At 69.1% G+C, this 16,420-nt stretch carries 13 protein-coding genes; 7 read left to right on the top strand and 6 right to left on the bottom strand.

What is annotated here, in order from left to right; translation table 11 throughout:
- Nucleotides 1–65 precede the first annotated feature (65 nt).
- The gene (locus tag ACFQVC_RS18455; RefSeq protein ID WP_381831550.1) at nt 66–668 is read left to right on the top strand and encodes a 5-formyltetrahydrofolate cyclo-ligase; all 603 of its coding nucleotides are present in this window, start codon (nt 66–68) and stop codon (nt 666–668) included.
- Here ACFQVC_RS18455 and ACFQVC_RS18460 read toward each other — a convergent pair.
- On the bottom strand, nt 658–3,441 hold the full coding sequence (locus tag ACFQVC_RS18460; RefSeq protein ID WP_381831551.1) for a penicillin acylase family protein: 2,784 nt from the start codon (nt 3,439–3,441) through the stop codon (nt 658–660). The two genes, ACFQVC_RS18455 and ACFQVC_RS18460, sit on opposite strands and share 11 nt — an antisense overlap.
- 300 nt (nt 3,442–3,741) lie before the next feature.
- On the opposite strand from ACFQVC_RS18460, the gene ACFQVC_RS18465 reads away from it, so the two are divergent.
- From ACFQVC_RS18465 to mscL, 6 genes are all read left to right on the top strand, one after another.
- Complete coding sequence (locus tag ACFQVC_RS18465) at nt 3,742–5,280, top strand: potassium/proton antiporter (RefSeq protein WP_381831776.1); 1,539 nt, start codon at nt 3,742–3,744, stop codon at nt 5,278–5,280.
- 264 nt (nt 5,281–5,544) lie between these two features.
- Nucleotides 5,545–6,828 carry an MFS transporter gene (locus ACFQVC_RS18470; protein WP_381831552.1) on the top strand — a complete coding sequence of 428 codons (1,284 nt, stop codon included), beginning with the start codon at nt 5,545–5,547 and terminating at the stop codon, nt 6,826–6,828.
- 67 nt (nt 6,829–6,895) lie between these two features.
- On the top strand, nt 6,896–7,270 hold the full coding sequence (locus tag ACFQVC_RS18475; RefSeq protein ID WP_381831553.1) for an FmdB family zinc ribbon protein: 375 nt from the start codon (nt 6,896–6,898) through the stop codon (nt 7,268–7,270).
- A 142-nt stretch (nt 7,271–7,412) separates the two neighbouring features.
- Nucleotides 7,413–8,273 (top strand): S-methyl-5'-thioadenosine phosphorylase, encoded by an 861-nt coding sequence (locus ACFQVC_RS18480; protein ID WP_381831554.1) that lies wholly within the window; start codon nt 7,413–7,415, stop codon nt 8,271–8,273.
- Nucleotides 8,274–8,646: 373 nt separating this feature from the next.
- Nucleotides 8,647–9,033, top strand: coding sequence for a hypothetical protein (locus ACFQVC_RS18485; protein WP_381831555.1), 387 nt, complete (start codon nt 8,647–8,649; stop codon nt 9,031–9,033).
- Nucleotides 9,034–9,144: 111 nt separating this feature from the next.
- The gene (gene mscL / locus ACFQVC_RS18490) at nt 9,145–9,669 is read left to right on the top strand and encodes a large conductance mechanosensitive channel protein MscL (protein ID WP_381831777.1); all 525 of its coding nucleotides are present in this window, start codon (nt 9,145–9,147) and stop codon (nt 9,667–9,669) included.
- 7 nt (nt 9,670–9,676) lie between these two features.
- Here mscL and ACFQVC_RS18495 read toward each other — a convergent pair whose 3' ends face one another.
- The 5 genes from ACFQVC_RS18495 to ACFQVC_RS18515 all read right to left on the bottom strand — a co-directional run bounded on the left by ACFQVC_RS18495 (nt 9,677) and on the right by ACFQVC_RS18515 (nt 16,296).
- Nucleotides 9,677–9,889, bottom strand: a complete 213-nt coding sequence (locus ACFQVC_RS18495) for a hypothetical protein (RefSeq protein ID WP_381831556.1) — start codon at nt 9,887–9,889, stop codon at nt 9,677–9,679.
- Nucleotides 9,890–9,965: 76 nt separating this feature from the next.
- On the bottom strand, nt 9,966–11,378 hold the full coding sequence (locus ACFQVC_RS18500; RefSeq protein WP_381831557.1) for a NarK family nitrate/nitrite MFS transporter: 1,413 nt from the start codon (nt 11,376–11,378) through the stop codon (nt 9,966–9,968).
- Between the two features lie 75 nt (nt 11,379–11,453).
- Nucleotides 11,454–12,251, bottom strand: coding sequence for a pyruvate formate-lyase-activating protein (gene pflA / locus ACFQVC_RS18505; protein WP_381831558.1), 798 nt, complete (start codon nt 12,249–12,251; stop codon nt 11,454–11,456).
- A 129-nt stretch (nt 12,252–12,380) separates the two neighbouring features.
- Nucleotides 12,381–14,639: a formate C-acetyltransferase gene (gene pflB, locus ACFQVC_RS18510; RefSeq protein ID WP_381831559.1), complete on the bottom strand. Its 2,259-nt coding sequence runs from the start codon at nt 14,637–14,639 to the stop codon at nt 12,381–12,383.
- 235 nt (nt 14,640–14,874) lie between these two features.
- Nucleotides 14,875–16,296, bottom strand: a complete 1,422-nt coding sequence (locus ACFQVC_RS18515) for an anaerobic C4-dicarboxylate transporter (RefSeq protein WP_381831560.1) — start codon at nt 16,294–16,296, stop codon at nt 14,875–14,877.
- Between the last annotated feature and the right edge of the window lie 124 nt (nt 16,297–16,420).

Consider the following 16,420-nt stretch of genomic DNA (forward strand, 5'->3'; position numbering starts at 1 on the left):
CGGAACATGTGGGTCCGGTTAATTCGGACCCTTAGAGCTCGGTAAGAGGGGTTTGTGAGCTGGCTGTGAGCACCGAATCAAGCGGCAAGGCTGCCAAGGCGACGTTGCGGGCGGAACTCCTCGAAGCGAGGCGCCGGTTGACGGCAGATGACGCTCAGGGGGCGGCCGCGGTTCTGGCGGAGCGTGCCATAGGGCTCGGTGAGCTGACCGGCGCGGGCACAGTCGCCGCGTATGTCTCGGTCGGCCGCGAGCCCGGCACGCGCGTGTTGCTCGACGCGCTGCACGCGCGCGGGGTGCGGGTGCTGCTGCCGGTCCTGCTGGCGGACAACGATCTCGACTGGGCGGCGTACGAGGGTGCGGAGCGGCTGGTGCGCGCCGGGCGCGGGCTCCTGGAGCCGGCCGGTGCGCGGCTCGGGCCCGAGGCCGTGCTCGAAGCCGACGCGGTGCTGCTCCCGGGGCTCGCGGTGGACGGGCGCGGGATGCGGCTCGGCCGCGGCGGCGGGTCGTACGACCGCGTCCTGGCCCGGCTCGCGCACGCGCGCGTGCAGCCGCCCTTGGTGGTGCTCCTCTACGACCACGAGGTGGTCGCGCGGGTCCCTGAGGAACCGCACGACCACCTCGTGCACGCGGTGGTGACGCCCAGCGGCGTCCGGCGCTTTACGGCCTGAGCACCAGGTCGTTCTCGGACGTGCCGTCGACCGCCTTCTTCGTGAAGGCCCAGTCGAGCAGCTCGCCCTTGACCCATTTCTCGGTCTGGTCGGTGTAGTTGGGGCTGTAGGCGTGCCCCGACGCACCGGTCAGGTTGATCCACTTCGATTTGTCGAAGTCGTCGAGGTTGACCACCATCCGCATCGACGGCACCCAGATCACGTTGTAGCCGCCGGCCGCGTTCCAGCCCGTGGCGTTGACCGCGGCCTCACCGCCGCCCAGGTTCCAGGGGCCGCGGTTGAGCAGCCACTGCATGAAGCCCGGGCCCTCGGTGCCGATGGTCTGGTTCTTCAGGGTGAGGCGGTGCAGACGGCCCCAGCTCCAGGTGTCCGCGTCCTTGCCGAGCTTCGCGGTCAGCTCCCAGCGCGCGTCCTCCATGGCGCGGGCGAAGAGCTGGTCGCGGGTCTTGGTCTCGGAGTCGGTACGCGTGGACGGCGACTGCCACCACTCGTTCTTCTCGTCGTCGAGGATGTTCCGTACGACCTCGAACCAGCGGTCGCCGCCGTCCGGCTGGGCCGCGTCGGCGTCCCGCTCGCCGCACTCGCGCACCCGCTCGTCCGGGTCGTCCACCGGGCCCGTCTTGTCGGCCGGCGGAACGCTGATGCAGGAGCCCTTGACCCGCAGCTCCTTGGGCAGCTTGTTGCCGAAGGCGAGCTTGAGGATGTTGCGCCAGACCGCGTTGAAGTACGCGGCCGCCGCCGAGTCGGAGTCCTGCGTGTAGTCCCAGCCCTCAAGGAGCTTCTGGGCCTCGCGGACGTAGGGGTCCGAGACATCGATCTTCAGCAGCTTGGGCGTCAGCATCTTGGCGATCTCGCTGCTGTTGTCCAGCTGCATGGTGCGCATGTCGTCGGTCGAGATCTTGCCGTTGTCCTTGATCTTCGACTCGATGAGGTCGTTGATCCGCTGGCTGCGCGCGCCGTACCCCCAGTCCTCGGTGAGGTTGTACGGGTACTTCTTGTCGGTCACGGCCTGGTTGGCGGTCACGATGTAGCCGCGCTTGGGGTTGTACTCGTACGGCAGCGCGGTCTGCGGGATGTAGCCGGTCCAGCGGTAGGACGGGTCCCAGCCGGGCGCCGGGAGCGTGCCGTCGTGGCTCTTCGCGCGCGTGGGGATCTTTCCGGGCGCCTGGTAGCCGATGTTGCCCTTGCGGTCCGCGTAGATGAGGTTCTGCGAGGGCACCTCGAAGTCGGCCGCCGCCTTGCGGAAGTCCTTGAAGTCCTCGGCCCGGTTGAGCTCGAAGACGGCGTCCATGGACTTGCCGGGGTCCAGGGCGGTCCAGCGCAGGGAGACCGCGTACCCGTCGGCTCTGTCGGGCGCCGAGCTGCCCACAGGGGCCTCCTGGCCGACCTTGCCGAGTTCGTCGTTGCGGTCGGAGACCACGGGGCCGTTGTTGGTCTCGCGTACGACGATGGTCTTGTCCGAGCCGCCCGCGACCTTGATGGTCTCCTTGCGGGTTTTGAACGGCTCGACCTTGCCGCCGTACTGGTAGCCGTCGCCCTGGATCTTCTCCAGATACAGGTCGGTGACGTCGGCGCCGAGGTTGGTCATGCCCCAGGCGATCTGCTGGTTGTGGCCGATGACCACGCCCGGCATCCCCGAGAACGTATAGCCCGAGACGTCGTACTTGCACTTGTCGGAGACGCTGCGGCAGTGCAGGCCCATCTGGTACCAGATCGACGGCAGCTGCGGCGCCAGGTGCGGGTCGTTGGCGAGCAGCGGCTTGCCCGTGGTGGTGTGCTCGCCGGAGACGACCCAGGAGTTGGAGCCGATGCCGTTGCCGTTGGGGCCGATGGCGTCGGGCAGCTTGTCGAGGACGTTCGAGAGCCCGGACAGCTGTGTCGCCACGCCGCTCTGCGCACCGCCCTGAGCGCCGCTCTGCGCACCGCCTTGCGTGCCGCCGCTGCCCGGGAGACCGGTGCCGCCCGCGCCCGACTGCCCCTGTGTGGCGACGCCCTTGGGGTCGTACGCCTTGGAGCCGGCAGAAACCGCGCCCTCCTGGACGATCGGCTTGTGCAGGTCGTACGGGTACTCCGGGTACAGGTCCTGGATCTGCTTCGGGCCGAGGCGGCTGTACATGAGCGAGCGGTCGATCTCGTCCTGCATGTTGCCGCGCAGGTCCCAGGCCATCGCCTTCAGCCAGGCCACCGAGTCGACCGGCGTCCACTTCTCGACCTTGTAGTCGTTGGTGAACCCGAGCGCCGCGTACTCGACGGAAAGGTCCTTGCCGTCCTTGCCCGCGAGGTAGGAGTTGACTCCCTTGGCGTACGCCTGGAGGTACTTCTTGGTCTCCGGGGAGAGCTTGGTGTCGTACTCCCGCTGCGCCACGTGGTGCCAGCCGAGAGTGCGCAGGAACTCATCGTTCTCCACCTGGCCCTTGCCGAACATCTCGGAGAGCCGACCGGAGGTCATGTGACGGCGTACGTCCATCTCCCAGAACCGGTCCTGGGCCTGCACATAGCCCTGGGCCATGAACAGGTCCTCGTCCGAGGACGCGTAGACCTGCGGGATGCCGCTGGCGTCGCGGCGCACATCGACCGGTCCGGAGAGCCCGTCCAGCTTGATGCTGCCCTTCGTCTGCGGCAGGGAGGCACGCACCGTGCTGATGCTCCAGTACGCGCCGAAGCCCGCGCCCGCGACGAGTGCAAGGACCAGAACCATCACGATGAGACGGGCACGCCGCCCCTTCTTCTTGCCGGTCTTCTGGCCGGAAGAGGCGCTTTCATTGGCGGGCATCGCTGTCCTTGCTGTCCTTCGAGCGGCTTAGAGCGCAAAGCGGGCTGTGCGGGTGTCCGGTCTGTGCGGGCCGCGCGGGCCGTTGTGGTGGTGCTCGCTCGGTCCGCGCGGGCTGTTCGGTCACTGAAGTGCTGGGAGCAACCATAGGACGAGGGCAGTGCGGCATCGGACGCGGAGTCGGCAACGCAGGGCGGAGAGCATCTCGTACGCCCTCCGGCCAGGCACTCCACCCATCAAGGAAACGTTAACGATTAGGTAAGGTAACGAAGTACCTCCCCGCGTCCGGTTCCGTCACCGGTCCTGCGCTCGCGAAAGGAACGGCCACTGACTGTCCATCAGCTCAACGAGCTCCTCCTCGTCTGCTCCCTCGTCCTGCTCATCGCGGTCGTGGCCGTGCGCGTGTCCTCGCGCAGCGGCCTGCCGAGCCTGCTCCTGTACCTCGGGATCGGGATAGCGATAGGCCAGGACGGCTTCGGCAATGTCGTGTTCGACAACGCCGAGTTGACCCAGGTGATCGGCTACGCCGCGCTTGTGGTGATCCTGGCCGAGGGCGGTCTGGGCACGAAGTGGAAGGAGATCAAGCCCGCGTTGCCCGCGGCGGTCGTGCTGTCGCTCGTGGGCGTCGGGCTGAGCGTGGGCATCACGGCCGCGGGCGCGCACTATCTCGTGGGGCTCGACTGGCGGCAGTCGCTCATCATCGGCGCGGTGGTCTCCTCCACGGACGCCGCGGCCGTCTTCTCCGTGCTGCGCAAAGTGCCCCTCCCCGCGCGCGTGACGGGCGTTCTGGAGGCCGAATCCGGCTTCAACGACGCCCCCGTGGTGATCCTCGTTGTGGCGTTCTCCACAACCGGGCCCGTCGACCACTGGTACGTCCTGATCGGCGAGATCGCCCTGGAGCTCGCGATCGGCGCCGCCGTCGGGCTCGCGGTGGGCTGGCTCGGCGCCTACGGGATACGGCGGGTGGCGCTGCCCGCCTCCGGCCTCTACCCGATCGCCGTGATGGCCATCGCGGTGATGGCGTACGCCGCCGGTGCCATGGCCCACGGCAGTGGCTTCCTCGCCGTCTACCTGGCCTCCATGGTGCTCGGCAACTCCAAGCTGCCGCACTGGCCCGCGACCCGGGGCTTCGCCGACGGGCTCGGCTGGATCGCCCAGATCGGCATGTTCGTCCTGCTCGGTCTGCTGGTCACCCCGCACCACCTGGTGGACGACATCTGGCCCGCGCTCGTCATCGGCCTTGTGCTGACCGTGGTGGCGAGGCCGCTCGAAGTCTTCCTGAGCCTGCTGCCGTTCCGCCTGCCCTGGCAGGAGAAGGCCCTGATGTCCTGGGCGGGGCTGCGCGGCGCGGTGCCCATCATCCTGGCGACCATCCCCATGGTGACGGGGGTCGAGGGCAGCGAGCGGATCTTCAACATCGTCTTCGTCCTGGTCGTCGTCTACACCCTGATCCAAGGGCCGACGCTGCCGTGGCTGGCGAAGGCGCTGCACATCGGCGGCCCGGACGAGGCGGCCGACCTGGGCGTGGAATCGGCTCCATTGGAGCGGCTGCGCGGACATCTGCTCTCGGTGTCCATCCCTGAGAAGTCCCGTATGCACGGTGTCGAGGTCGCGGAGCTGCGGCTGCCCGCCGGGGCCGCGGTCACCCTGGTCGTGCGGGAGGGCACCTCCTTCGTGCCGCTGCCCACGACGGTGCTCAGGCGCGGTGACGATCTGCTCGTCGTGGCGACCGACCCGGTGCGCGACGCGGCCGAGAAGCGACTGCGGGCCGTGAGCCAGGGCGGCAAGCTGGCCGGATGGCTGGGAGTCGGGAGCGGGAGCGGGAGCGGTAAGAGCCGGTGAACCGGAGGCGCGGAAGCGGAACGTCCGGTTAATCACAGGCGGTGGGCGTCGAGCTTCGCCATTTCGGAGGCGCAACCGGCGACGAGCCCGTACAATAAAGGCAACCTGAATCGAACCACCTCTGTCTGACGCAGAGCTGGCGCGACCGCACGGCGGCCGCGGCCCTCGCAGTGGGCCGGGTATCACCGACGTTCTTCTGCGCAAGAGGACAGCTCTCGGCGACGCCACACGGGCCCGCTACCAGGCAGCAGAAAGGCAAGGACCGTGGTGTCCACGGTCAACTCCGCATCCCGCCCCGGGTACGGACAGCTCCTGCGCACGCCCCGTGCCCTTTCGTTCGTCCTGCCCGGCTTCGCCGCGCGGCAGCCGTTCGCGATGCTCACCATGTCGATCGTCCTGCTGGTGCAGCACACCACCGGTTCGTTCGGCACAGCCGGCGCCGTCGCCGCTGTGGCGGGTGTGTCCATGGCTCTGTTCGCGCCGCAGAACGGCAAGCTCGCGGACCGCTTCGGGCAGTCCGCCGTACTGGTCCCCGGCGTCCTGGTGAACGCCGCCTCGGTGATCGCGCTGGCCGCCCTGGCCCTGGCAGACGCCCCCTTGTGGGCCCTTTTCGCCGCCGCCGTCCCGGTCGGCATCTCTGTGCCGCAGGTCGGCCCGATGGTGCGGGCCCGCTGGGCCGCCGTGCTCGACAAGCCCGAACAGCAGCCGCTGACACAGACGGCGGCCGCCTTCGAGTCCGTCACGGACGAACTCACCTTCGTCGTGGGCCCGGTGCTCGCCACCGCACTGTGCACCTGGGTGCACCCCGGCGCGGGCCTGGCGACCCAGGCCGTACTGACCCTCGCGGGCGGACTGCTCTTCGCCGCGCAGCGCGACACCCAGCCGAAGCCGCACGGCGCGCTCGCCGGGCACGCGCGCGCAGAGCACGTTTCCGCGTTCTCCATCGCCGGCGTGCGCGTACTGGCCGTGGCCCTCCTCGGCATCGGCTCGGTCTTCGGCGGCATGCAGGTCGCGCTGACCGCCTTCGCCGAAGAGGCCGGACAGCCGGGCGTCAACGGCCTCCTGTACGGCATCTTCGCCGGCGGCAACATGCTCGCGGGCATCGCCTGCGGTGCCATCGCCTGGAAGGTCGGCCCGCGGCGCCGCCTGCTCGTCGGCTACACCGTCCTCGCCCTGGCCGCGTCCACCCTGTGGACGGTCCACTCCGTGGCGCTGTTCGCCGTGGTCGGCCTGCTCATGGGCATGAGCATCGCGCCCGCCCTCATCACCGGCTTCACGCTGGTCGAGGCGCTGGTTCCGGCCACTGCCCGCACCGAGGCGTTCACCCTGCTCACGGGCGCCGTGGCGCTCGGCCAGGCCGCTGCCGTGACGCTGGCGGGACGTCTCGCCGACGCCCACGGCGCGAGCGCCGGATTCCTGGTGCCGATGGCCGGGACGGTGCTCGCCCTGCTGACCCTCGTGGCGCTCCGCTCCCGCCTCGTACCGGCCTCCAAGGGGCGCACCGTCGCACGTGGCGTGGGTCACCGCGTCCCGGTGGCAGTGGACTGATCCCGAGGAATACGTCACTATGGAGCGTCGTTAGCACTCATCGAGTGAGAGTGCCAGGAGGAAGCAAGTGCCGACCTATCAGTACCAGTGCACCGCGTGCGGTGAGGGCCTCGAGGCCGTGCAGAAGTTCACGGACGACGCCCTGACCGAGTGCCCGAGCTGCAACGGACGCCTCAAGAAGGTGTTCTCGGCGGTCGGCATCGTCTTCAAGGGCTCCGGCTTCTACCGCAACGACAGCCGCGGCTCGTCGTCGAGCAGCGCGCCCGCCTCTTCGTCGTCGTCCTCGGCCTCGAAGTCCGGCGACTCGGGCTCCTCCTCGGCCTCGGCCTCGAAGTCCGGCGACTCCGGATCTTCGTCGTCCTCGTCTTCGTCGTCCTCGTCTTCGTCGTCGGGTTCCACCGCGTCGAAGTCCTCCTCTTCGAGCAGCACCTCAGCGGCCTGACGACCCGCATCTCACGCACTTCGAGGCCCCGCAGCCGGCTGGCTGCGGGGCCTTCGCGTGCTCCGGGCGGCCTCGGACCGGTGCGCGTGCCCCGGCCCACGGGCCCTCGGAGCGATACACGTGCTCGGCTACGCTGCTCCGCATGGCGAACGCAGAGACCAGTGCCGGCGCGGCCACCGCGGACATAGGCGTCATCGGCGGCTCGGGGTTCTACTCCTTCCTCGAGGACGTCACCGAAGTGCGGGTGGACACCCCCTACGGATCACCGAGCGACTCCCTGTTCCTCGGCGAGGTCGCCGGCCGGAAGGTCGCCTTCCTGCCGCGCCACGGCCGGGGCCACCATCTGCCGCCGCACCGCATCAACTACCGCGCCAACCTGTGGGCGCTGCGTTCCGTCGGCGTACGCCAGGTGCTCGGCCCCTGCGCGGTCGGCGGCCTGCGGCCCGAGTACGGGCCCGGCACGCTGCTCGTACCGGATCAGCTGGTGGACCGGACGAAGACGCGTGTGCAGACGTACTTCGACGGGGAGCCGCTGCCCGACGGCTCCGTACCGAACGTGGTGCACACGACCTTCGCCGACCCGTACTGCCCCGAGGGCCGCAGGACCGCCCTGAAGGCCGCGCGCGGACGCGACTGGGCGGCCGTGGACGGCGGCACCATGGTGGTCGTCGAGGGCCCGCGGTTCTCCACCCGCGCCGAGTCCCGCTGGCATGCGGCGGCCGGCTGGTCGGTGGTGGGCATGACCGGCCACCCGGAAGCGATCCTCGCCCGCGAACTGGGCCTCTGCTACACGTCGTTGTCGCTGGTGACCGATCTGGACGCCGGGGCCGAGACCGGCGACGGAGTCTCGCACACCGAGGTCCTGAAGGTGTTCGGGGAGAACGTGGCACGGCTGCGCGAGGTGCTCTTCGACGTGGTGGGCGCGCTGCCGGCGACGGACGAGCGGGACTGCCTCTGCACACATGCGCATGACGGGTGGGATCTGGGGTTCGAGCTGCCGTAGTGGCGGCTCGGGGCGGCCGTGCAGGGGGCGGCTGGGGGCGGCTGGGGGCGGAACTTCCGGTTCGGGTGAGGGAGTTGTCCACAACCGCTGAGTAGTCCACAGGCTCGGGCGAGGGCTCGGCGGAGCGTGGATCGTAAGGGCATTCGCATTCAGCGGAAGTCCCTCACGGCAGGCGGTGGTTGCCTTGTCTTCGCCCTCCTCGTCATCCTCGTCCCCGTCCTCATCCCTCGGCGATTCCTCCCTTCACGATTCCTACGCCCACGGCTCCGTCCCGGCCCTTCCTCCCCCGTGCGACATCCCGCACTTCTCGCCGCTGCGGGTGCACGGCGGGCGGCTTCGGATGCGGGGTGCGGCGCGGCGCAGACGGCGCACGATGGCCGCCGGCCTCGCGCTGGCGGCGGCCGCGCTGGCCGCCGCGGGGCCCTATGACTTCGGAAGTGCGGGCGCGCGGGAGCAGGCGGCCGCGGCGGCCGGGCCCGGGCGGCACCCGGCCCGGTTCGTGACGGCCGCGGTGCGCATCGCGGACGCGGAGACGGTGCGGCTGCTTCGCCCCGGCGACCGTGTCGACGTCATCGCGGCGCCCGCATCGGGCGGCGATGCCTCGCGGGTGGTCGCGGGTGCCCGGGTGAGCAAGGTCCTCGGGCGCGGTGGCGCGGCCGCACAGGACGGCGCTCTGGTCGTGCTCTCCGTACCGCGTCCGGCGGCGACGGAGCTGGCGGGCGCGGGCGTGAACTCCAGATTGGCGGTGGTCGTGTGCTGAGCCGCAGCCGTAATTCTTCAACTCACCTGATCGTGTGTGCTGATTGGACGGAGCTCTGTCGCACCGGGCCTAATGGCACGGTCAATTGCACATGCGTAGAAGGGCTCCGTGGTGAGCGAGGAGAAGAAGCCCAGCGTCTGGGAAGGCTTCAAAGCGTTCCTGATGCGTGGGAACGTGATCGATCTGGCCGTCGCGGTGGTCATCGGCGCCGCGTTCACCAACATCGTGAACTCGGTGGTGAAGGGGGTCATCAACCCGCTCGTCGGAGCGTTCGGCACCAAGGATCTCGACAAGTACAGCTCCTGCCTCAAGGCGCCGTGCACGTTCGACGCCAAGACGGGCGAAGCCACCGGCATCCCCATCATGTGGGGCTCGGTCCTCAGCGCCACGCTGAGCTTCGTGATCACCGCGGCGGTCGTCTACTTCCTCATGGTCCTGCCGATGGCGAAGTACCTCGCGAAGGTCGAGGAGCGCCGGAAGGCCAAGGAGGGTGTGCAGGAGACGCTCGACGTGACCGAGCTGGAGGTGCTCAAGGAGATCCGGGACGCGCTGGTCTCGCAGCGGGGTCCGGGCGGCGCCGGCACCACGGGCAGTGGCGGATCCGGGTCCGGCGGTCCGGTGGACACCGGGAAGTAGCGGCCCCTCAGAGGTGGTGGGGCGGCTTCTCGTCGAGGAAGCGGGCGAGGTCCGAGGCGCTGTCGCCGGCGCTCGGCCGCTCGCCCCACCCCCGGTCCGTGTCGTCCGCGGACTGCTGGTCCAGCGGATCGTCGAAGTTCAGCGCCGGCCTCGGCTCGGGCTTCGCCTTGCGCGGCGGCTTCGCGTCTCGCGGTCCGGGGGTGGGGGCGGTACTGCTCATGTCTCCAGGGTACGGCGCCCTGGCCGGTGCGGTCCGCCCGCGCACCCTCCCCTGGACAGCACACACCCCTGCCGGGTCAGCTCGGGGCCTCCGCTCCCTTTCGGGCGTAGAACCACCAGCACACGGCGAGACAGGTCACGTAGAAGGCGATGAAGACCCACAGCGAGCTGGTGACGGAGAAGTTGGCGAACATCGCGGGGATGAAGAAGAAGCCGTAGGCGGCGATGGCGGCGGAGAAGCCGGTCACCGCGCCCGCCTCCATCTCGGACTGCTTGAGCGCGGCCGCCTGCGCGTCCGGGCCCTTGTCAGCGGCCTCCTGGGTGTGCTGGTTGCGGAAGATCACCGGGATCTGGCGGAAGGTCGAGCCGTTGCCGATGCCGGAGAAGAAGAACGCGCACAGGAAGCCGATGTAGAAGGCCCAGAAGCTGCCCTGGTCACCGCTGTGCGGCAGCGCCATGATCACGACGACCAGGGACGCGGCCATGCCGACGAACGACAGCATGGTGACCCGCGCGCCGCCGACCTTGTCCGCGAGCCAGCCGCCCGCCCAGCGGGTGAACGCGCCGACGGCGGGACCGATCCAGGCGTAGGTGGTGGCCTGGTAGCCCTGGGCCTGGAAGTTGTCCTTGATGAGCATGGGCAGGCCCGCGGCGAAGCCGATGAAGGAGCCGAAGGTGCCGACGTAGAGCCAGGTCATCAGCCAGTTGTGCTTGCGCTTGAAAATGACCTTCTGCTGGCTGAAGGGGGCTGCGGCGACCTTCAGGTCGTTCATGAAGAACCAGGCGAGCAGCGCCATGATCACCAGCAGCGGCACCCAGAGGAACGCTCCGTTCTGGAGCCAGACGTCCTTGTTCTTCACGGTGTCGCGCTGCGGGTCGCCGGCCGGGGCGCCGAGCACCGCGGCCGTGACGACCAGGGGCGCGACCAGCTGGACGACACTCACGCCCAGGTTGCCGAGACCACCGTTGAGGCCGTTGGCGCTGCCCTTCTCGCGCTTGGGGAAGAAGAAGCCGATGTTCGCCATGGAGGACGAGAAGTTGGCGCCTCCGATGCCGCAGACGGCGGCGATGAGTGCCATCTCCCAGTACGGCGTCGAGGTGTCCTGCAGCGCCAAGCCGAGCCACAGCATCGGCACGACCAGGACGAGCGTGGACAGCGCGGTGAACTTCCGCTCACCGAACATCGGCCCGATGAACGTATAGAGGATCCGGAAGGTGCCACCGGTGATGCCGGGAATGGCTGTCAGCCAGAACAGCTGGGACTTGGAGAAGCCGAAGCCGACGTCACCCAGCCTGACGACGGTGACCGACCAGACCTGCCAGACCACGAATCCCAGCATCAGCGCCGGGATGGAGATCCAGAGGTTGCGGTTGGCCACCTTGCGGCCGACGGACTGCCAGAAGGACGTGTCCTCGGGGCGCCAGTCCGCGATCGTGGAACCGGGGCGGTAGGTGTCAGCGCCTGCCTGCCCGGTGGTAGGAGTGCTCACAGGCCCACCGTAGGTTTGCCCTGGTCAGCTCGCCTGCGCTGTAGGCCGAACGGGGTACCGCGGCGGCTGCCGGGCTCAGACCGCCTTGAGTCCGTGGGCCTCGAAGACGCCCTTCGCGAAGGCGATCTGCTCCGGGTCGGGCGAGGGGGTGTCGTGCAGCGTGAAGTTCATGCCGAGCGCCTGCCACTTGCCCTCGCCGAGCTTGTGGAAGGGCAGCACGTCCACGCGGGAGACATTGCCGAGCGAGCCGGCGAAGGCGGCGACGCCCTCGATATTGGCCGGGTCGTCGGTCAGTCCCGGGACGAGCACGAAGCGCACATGCACCTCTTTGCCGAGGTCGGCGAGGCGGTGGGCGAAGTCGAGGGTGGGCTGCAGCGGGCGGCCGGTGACCTTCTTGTAGGTCTCGCGGTCCCAGGACTTGATGTCGAGCAGGACCAGGTCGACATCGCGGAGCAGCGCGTCGGTGGCGCGGACACCGAGGAAGCCCGAGGTGTCCAGGGCGGTGTGCAGGCCGAGTTCGTGCTTCATCCGGTGCAGCAGCTCGCCCGCGAAGACCGGCTGGAGCAGCGGCTCGCCGCCGGAGATGGTGGCACCGCCACCGGACGCGGCGATGAACTTCGTGTACTTACGGGCCTCGGCGATGATGTCGTCGGCCGACGTCCGCTTGCCGTTGCGCATCTTCCACGTGTCGGGGTTGTGGCAGTACAGGCAGGTCAGCGGGCAGCCGGAGAGGAACGTGACGAAGCGCGTGCCCGGTCCGTCGACGCCGGTCGACAGGTCCCAGGAGTGGACCGAGCCATCGCTGGGGCGGTGCGTGGCAGCCGCGGCGGGGGTGGCGGCAGCAGCGATGTTCTGGCCGAGCAGGACAGTCATGGCAGAACTCCGGTGTTCCTGGGAGGAGTTGGAGTTCGCGGCTCCCGGGGCCGGAGTGAGGGCCCGGCCCCGGGGCCGCGAGTTCTGGGCGGCCTCCCCCGGCGCGGACGCCCGGGGGAAGCCGGTGGCTCAGAGCGAGCCGTGGAAGGTGCGGTTGATGACGTCCAGCTGCTGCTCGCGCGTCAGGCGGACGAAGTTCACCGCGTAGCCGGAGACCCGGATGGTCAGCTGCGGGTAGTTCTCCGGGTGCTCCATGGCGTCCTCGAGGGTCGCCTTGTTGAGGACGTTGACGTTCATGTGGAAGCCGTCGCTGGCCATGAAGCCGTCCAGGACACCGGCGAGGTTGGCGATCCGCTCCTCGGGGGTGCGGCCCAGGGCGTCCGGGGTGATGGTGTTCGTCAGCGAGATGCCGTCCTCGGCGTCGTCGTAGTTGAGCTTGGCGACCGACATCGCGGAGGCGATGTAGCCGTGCTCGTCCCGGCCGTTCATCGGGTTGGCGCCCGGGGCGAAGGGCTCGCCGGAGCGACGGCCGTCGGGGGTGTTGCCGGTCTTCTTGCCGTAGACGACGTTCGAGGTGATCGTCAGGACCGACTGGGTGTGCACCGCGCCCCGGTAGGTCGGGTGCTGACGGATCTTGTTCATGAAGTCGGTGACGATGCGCTCGGCGATCTCGTCCGCCCGGTCGTCGTTGTTGCCGTAGGCCGGGTAGTCACCCTCGATCACGTAGTCGACGGCGAGGCCGGTCTCGTCACGGATGACCTTGACCTTGGCGTGCTTGATGGCCGACAGCGAGTCCGTGGCGACCGAGAGACCGGCGATGCCGCAGGCCATGGTGCGCAGGATCGCGCGGTCGTGCAGCGCCATCTCGATGCGCTCGTAGGCGTACTTGTCGTGCATGTAGTGGATGACGTTCAGCGCGTGCACGTACGTCTTGCCGAGCCAGCCGAGCATGTCCTCGTACTGCTTGGCGACCGTCTCGTAGTCCAGGTACTCGCCCTGGATGGGCTCGAAGCCCTCGACGACCAGCTTGCCGGACTTCTCGTCGCGGCCGCCGTTGATCGCGTAGAGCAGCGCCTTGGCGACGTTCACACGGGCACCGAAGAACTGCATCTGCTTGCCGACGGCCATCGCCGAGACGCAGCAGGCGATCGCGGTGTCGTCACCGTACTTGGGGCGCATCAGCTCGTCGGACTCGAACTGGATGGCCGAGGTGTCGATGGCGACCCTGGAGGCGTAGTTCTTGAAGCCCTCGGGCAGCTGCTGCGACCAGAAGACGGTCAGGTTCGGCTCCGGCGCCGGACCCAGGTTGTACAGGGTCTGCAGCGCGCGGAACGTGGTCTTGGAGACCAGCGGGCGGCCGTCCTCGCCGATGCCGGCCATGGACCAGGTGACCCAGGTCGGGTCGCCGGAGTACAGCTCGTTGTACTCGGGGGTGCGCAGGAAGCGGACGATACGGAGCTTGATGACGAAGTCGTCGATGAACTCCTGCGCCTGCTCCTCGGTGAGGACGCCGCTCTCGATGTCGCGCTGCAGGTAGATGTCGAGGAAGTTGTCGATGCGGCCGATCGACATGGCCGCGCCGTTCTGCTCCTTGACCGCCGCGAGGTAGGCGAAGTACAGCCACTGGACGGCCTCGCGGCCGTTGGCGGCCGGGCGGGAGATGTCGTAGCCGTAGGACTGCGCCATCGCCTTGAGCTCGCCCAGGGCCTTGATCTGCTCGGAGGTCTCCTCGCGCTCGCGGATCACGTCCTCGGTCGGCCACTCGGCGTCGAGTTCGGCCTTCACGGCCTTCTTGTCCTCGATGAGGCGGTCGATGCCGTAGAGGGCGACGCGACGGTAGTCGCCGATGATGCGGCCGCGGCCGTAGGCGTCCGGCAGACCGGTGATGATGCCGGAGGAGCGGCAGGCGCGGATCTCAGGGGTGTACGCGTCGAAGACACCGTCGTTGTGGGTCTTGCGGAGGTGGGTGTAGACGTTCTTGACGTCCTGGTCGGCCTCGTAGCCATAGGCGTTGAGGGCCGTCTCCACCATGCGCCAGCCGCCGTTGGGCATGATCGCGCGCTTCAGCGGACCGTCGGTCTGGAGGCCGACGATCAGGTCCTTGTCGGCGTCGATGTAGCCCGGCTTGAAGGCGTCGATACGCGACGGGGTCTTCACGTCGACGTCGTAGATGCCCTGCTCGATCTCCTGCGGGAACATGCCGAGGAGCTTGTTCCACAGGGCCGTGGTGCGCTCCGTCGGGCCCGCGAGGAAGGAGTCGTCGCCCTCGTACGGGGTGTAGTTCTGCTGGACGAAGTCGCGGACGTCGATGGCGTCCCGCCACAGCCCGCCCTTGAAGCCGTCCCAGGCCTCGCCGTTCGCCGTCTTCTCCGCGGGAGTTGCGGTCATGATGCACACCTTCCGGTCGCTGTGCCTTCGCTCCCCTCTATTGCACTGCTGCTGATCGATCATTTTGCTCGGCGTTGGTCCCCGAAATTGGGCCGGAGGGCCCGGGCGCCACCGCGTTCTTTCCTTGGCTGCAGGCTTGACCTGCGGTTTTGCCCGGGACTTTGGACCGTAGTGCGCTTGTGAATGCTTTCACAAGTTTCTTGGGCGGGGAGGGTTTCCCAAGGCTCGGCGGGGCTCAGGCCAGTAGTTCCGCGATGCCGAAGCCGGTGAGGACGGCGGTGGCCGTCGTGATCAGGCCCGGAATCATGAAGGAGTGGTTGACGACGAAGCGGCCGACCCTGGTGGTGCCGGTGCGGTCGAAGTTGATCGCGGCGATGAAGGTGCCGTAGGTGGGGAGGAGAAAGTAGCCGTTCACGGCCGGCCACATGGCGATCAGCAGCGGGGCCGGGATGCCGAGGGCCAGACCGAGCGGCATCAGCGCCTTGGTCGTGGTGGCCTGGCTGAACAGCAGCGCGGAGAGCACCAGGAGCATCACCGCGAAGAACCAGGGCTGGGACCGGGCGATACCGCCGAGGGCGTCGGTGATCCGCGCTTCGTTGGCGCCGATGAAGGACAGGCCGAGCCAGGACAGACCGAAGACACCGATGACGGCCACCAGGCCGGAGCGGGCCACGTCGGTGCCGGGGATCTTCTTGGCGTCCACCTTGCAGAGAAGGAGGATCAGCGCCGCGACGGCCATCATCAGGATCTCGATGGTGGCGGGCATGGACAGCGGCTGCACCCCGCCGCCCGCGGCCTTCGGCACCTCGGGGCGCAGAGCCGGGAAGAGCCCGCTGACGACGACGGCCACGGCTCCGCCGAGGAAGAGAAGGGCGGACCAACGGGCACGAGGGCGCGGGGAGTTGGTGGCCCGGGTCGGCGCTGCAGGGGTGGAGGTGGGGGCTGCCGTAATGGTCTCGGTCGCTGTGACGGTCGCGGTCCCTGTGAGGGGCACGCTCGCCGTAGGGGTCGTGGCGGGGAGCGGTTCGATCTCGCCCGCGGACAGGCGGCGCAGGTACTCCGGGTCCTGGTGCAGCGGCTTGCCGATACGGCTCTGCACCGTGGCGGCGACGAGGACGCCGACGAAGGTGGCCGGTACGGCGACGGCCATGATCTTCGGCAGCCCCCAGCCGTCCTTGTCGAAGAGCACGATCATCGCGGCCATCGCGGCCGAGACGGGAGAGGCGGTGATGCCCACAGTGGCGGCTATGGAGGAGACGGCGATGGGGCGTTCGGGGCGTACGCCGCCCTCGCGGGCCACGTCGTGGATGACCGGCAGGAGGGGGTAGAAGACATGGGCGGTGCCCGCGCCGAGGGTGAACAGCCAGGCGACAACCGGGGCGATGAAGGTGACCCGGGAGGGCTTGCGACGGATCACGCGCTCGGCGACGCCGACCAGATAGTCGATGCCGCCGGCCGACTCCATGGCCGCCGCGGCCATGATCACGGCGAGGATGATCAGCATCACGTCGACGATGCCGGAGGTGTCGGCGGGCGCCACACCGAAGACCGTGGCCAGGACGAACACCCCGACGGCGCCCGCGAGGCCCATACCGACGCCGCCCTTGCGGGAGCCGATGGCGATCGCGCCCATCATGACGGCGAGTTGGAGCAGCATGCCGAGCATCGGGTGACCGGCCTTCCGGGGTGGTGTGGGCAGGGTGGTGTGGGCAGGGGGATGTGGGCAGGGGGATGTGGGCAGGGGCGGCGCGCGCGGGCGCGGACATGGGTGCGGGCCGGAC

It is taken from the genome of Streptomyces monticola, from assembly GCF_042665355.1.
In the GTDB taxonomy this organism is placed as follows: Bacteria; Actinomycetota; Actinomycetes; order Streptomycetales; family Streptomycetaceae; genus Streptomyces; species Streptomyces monticola.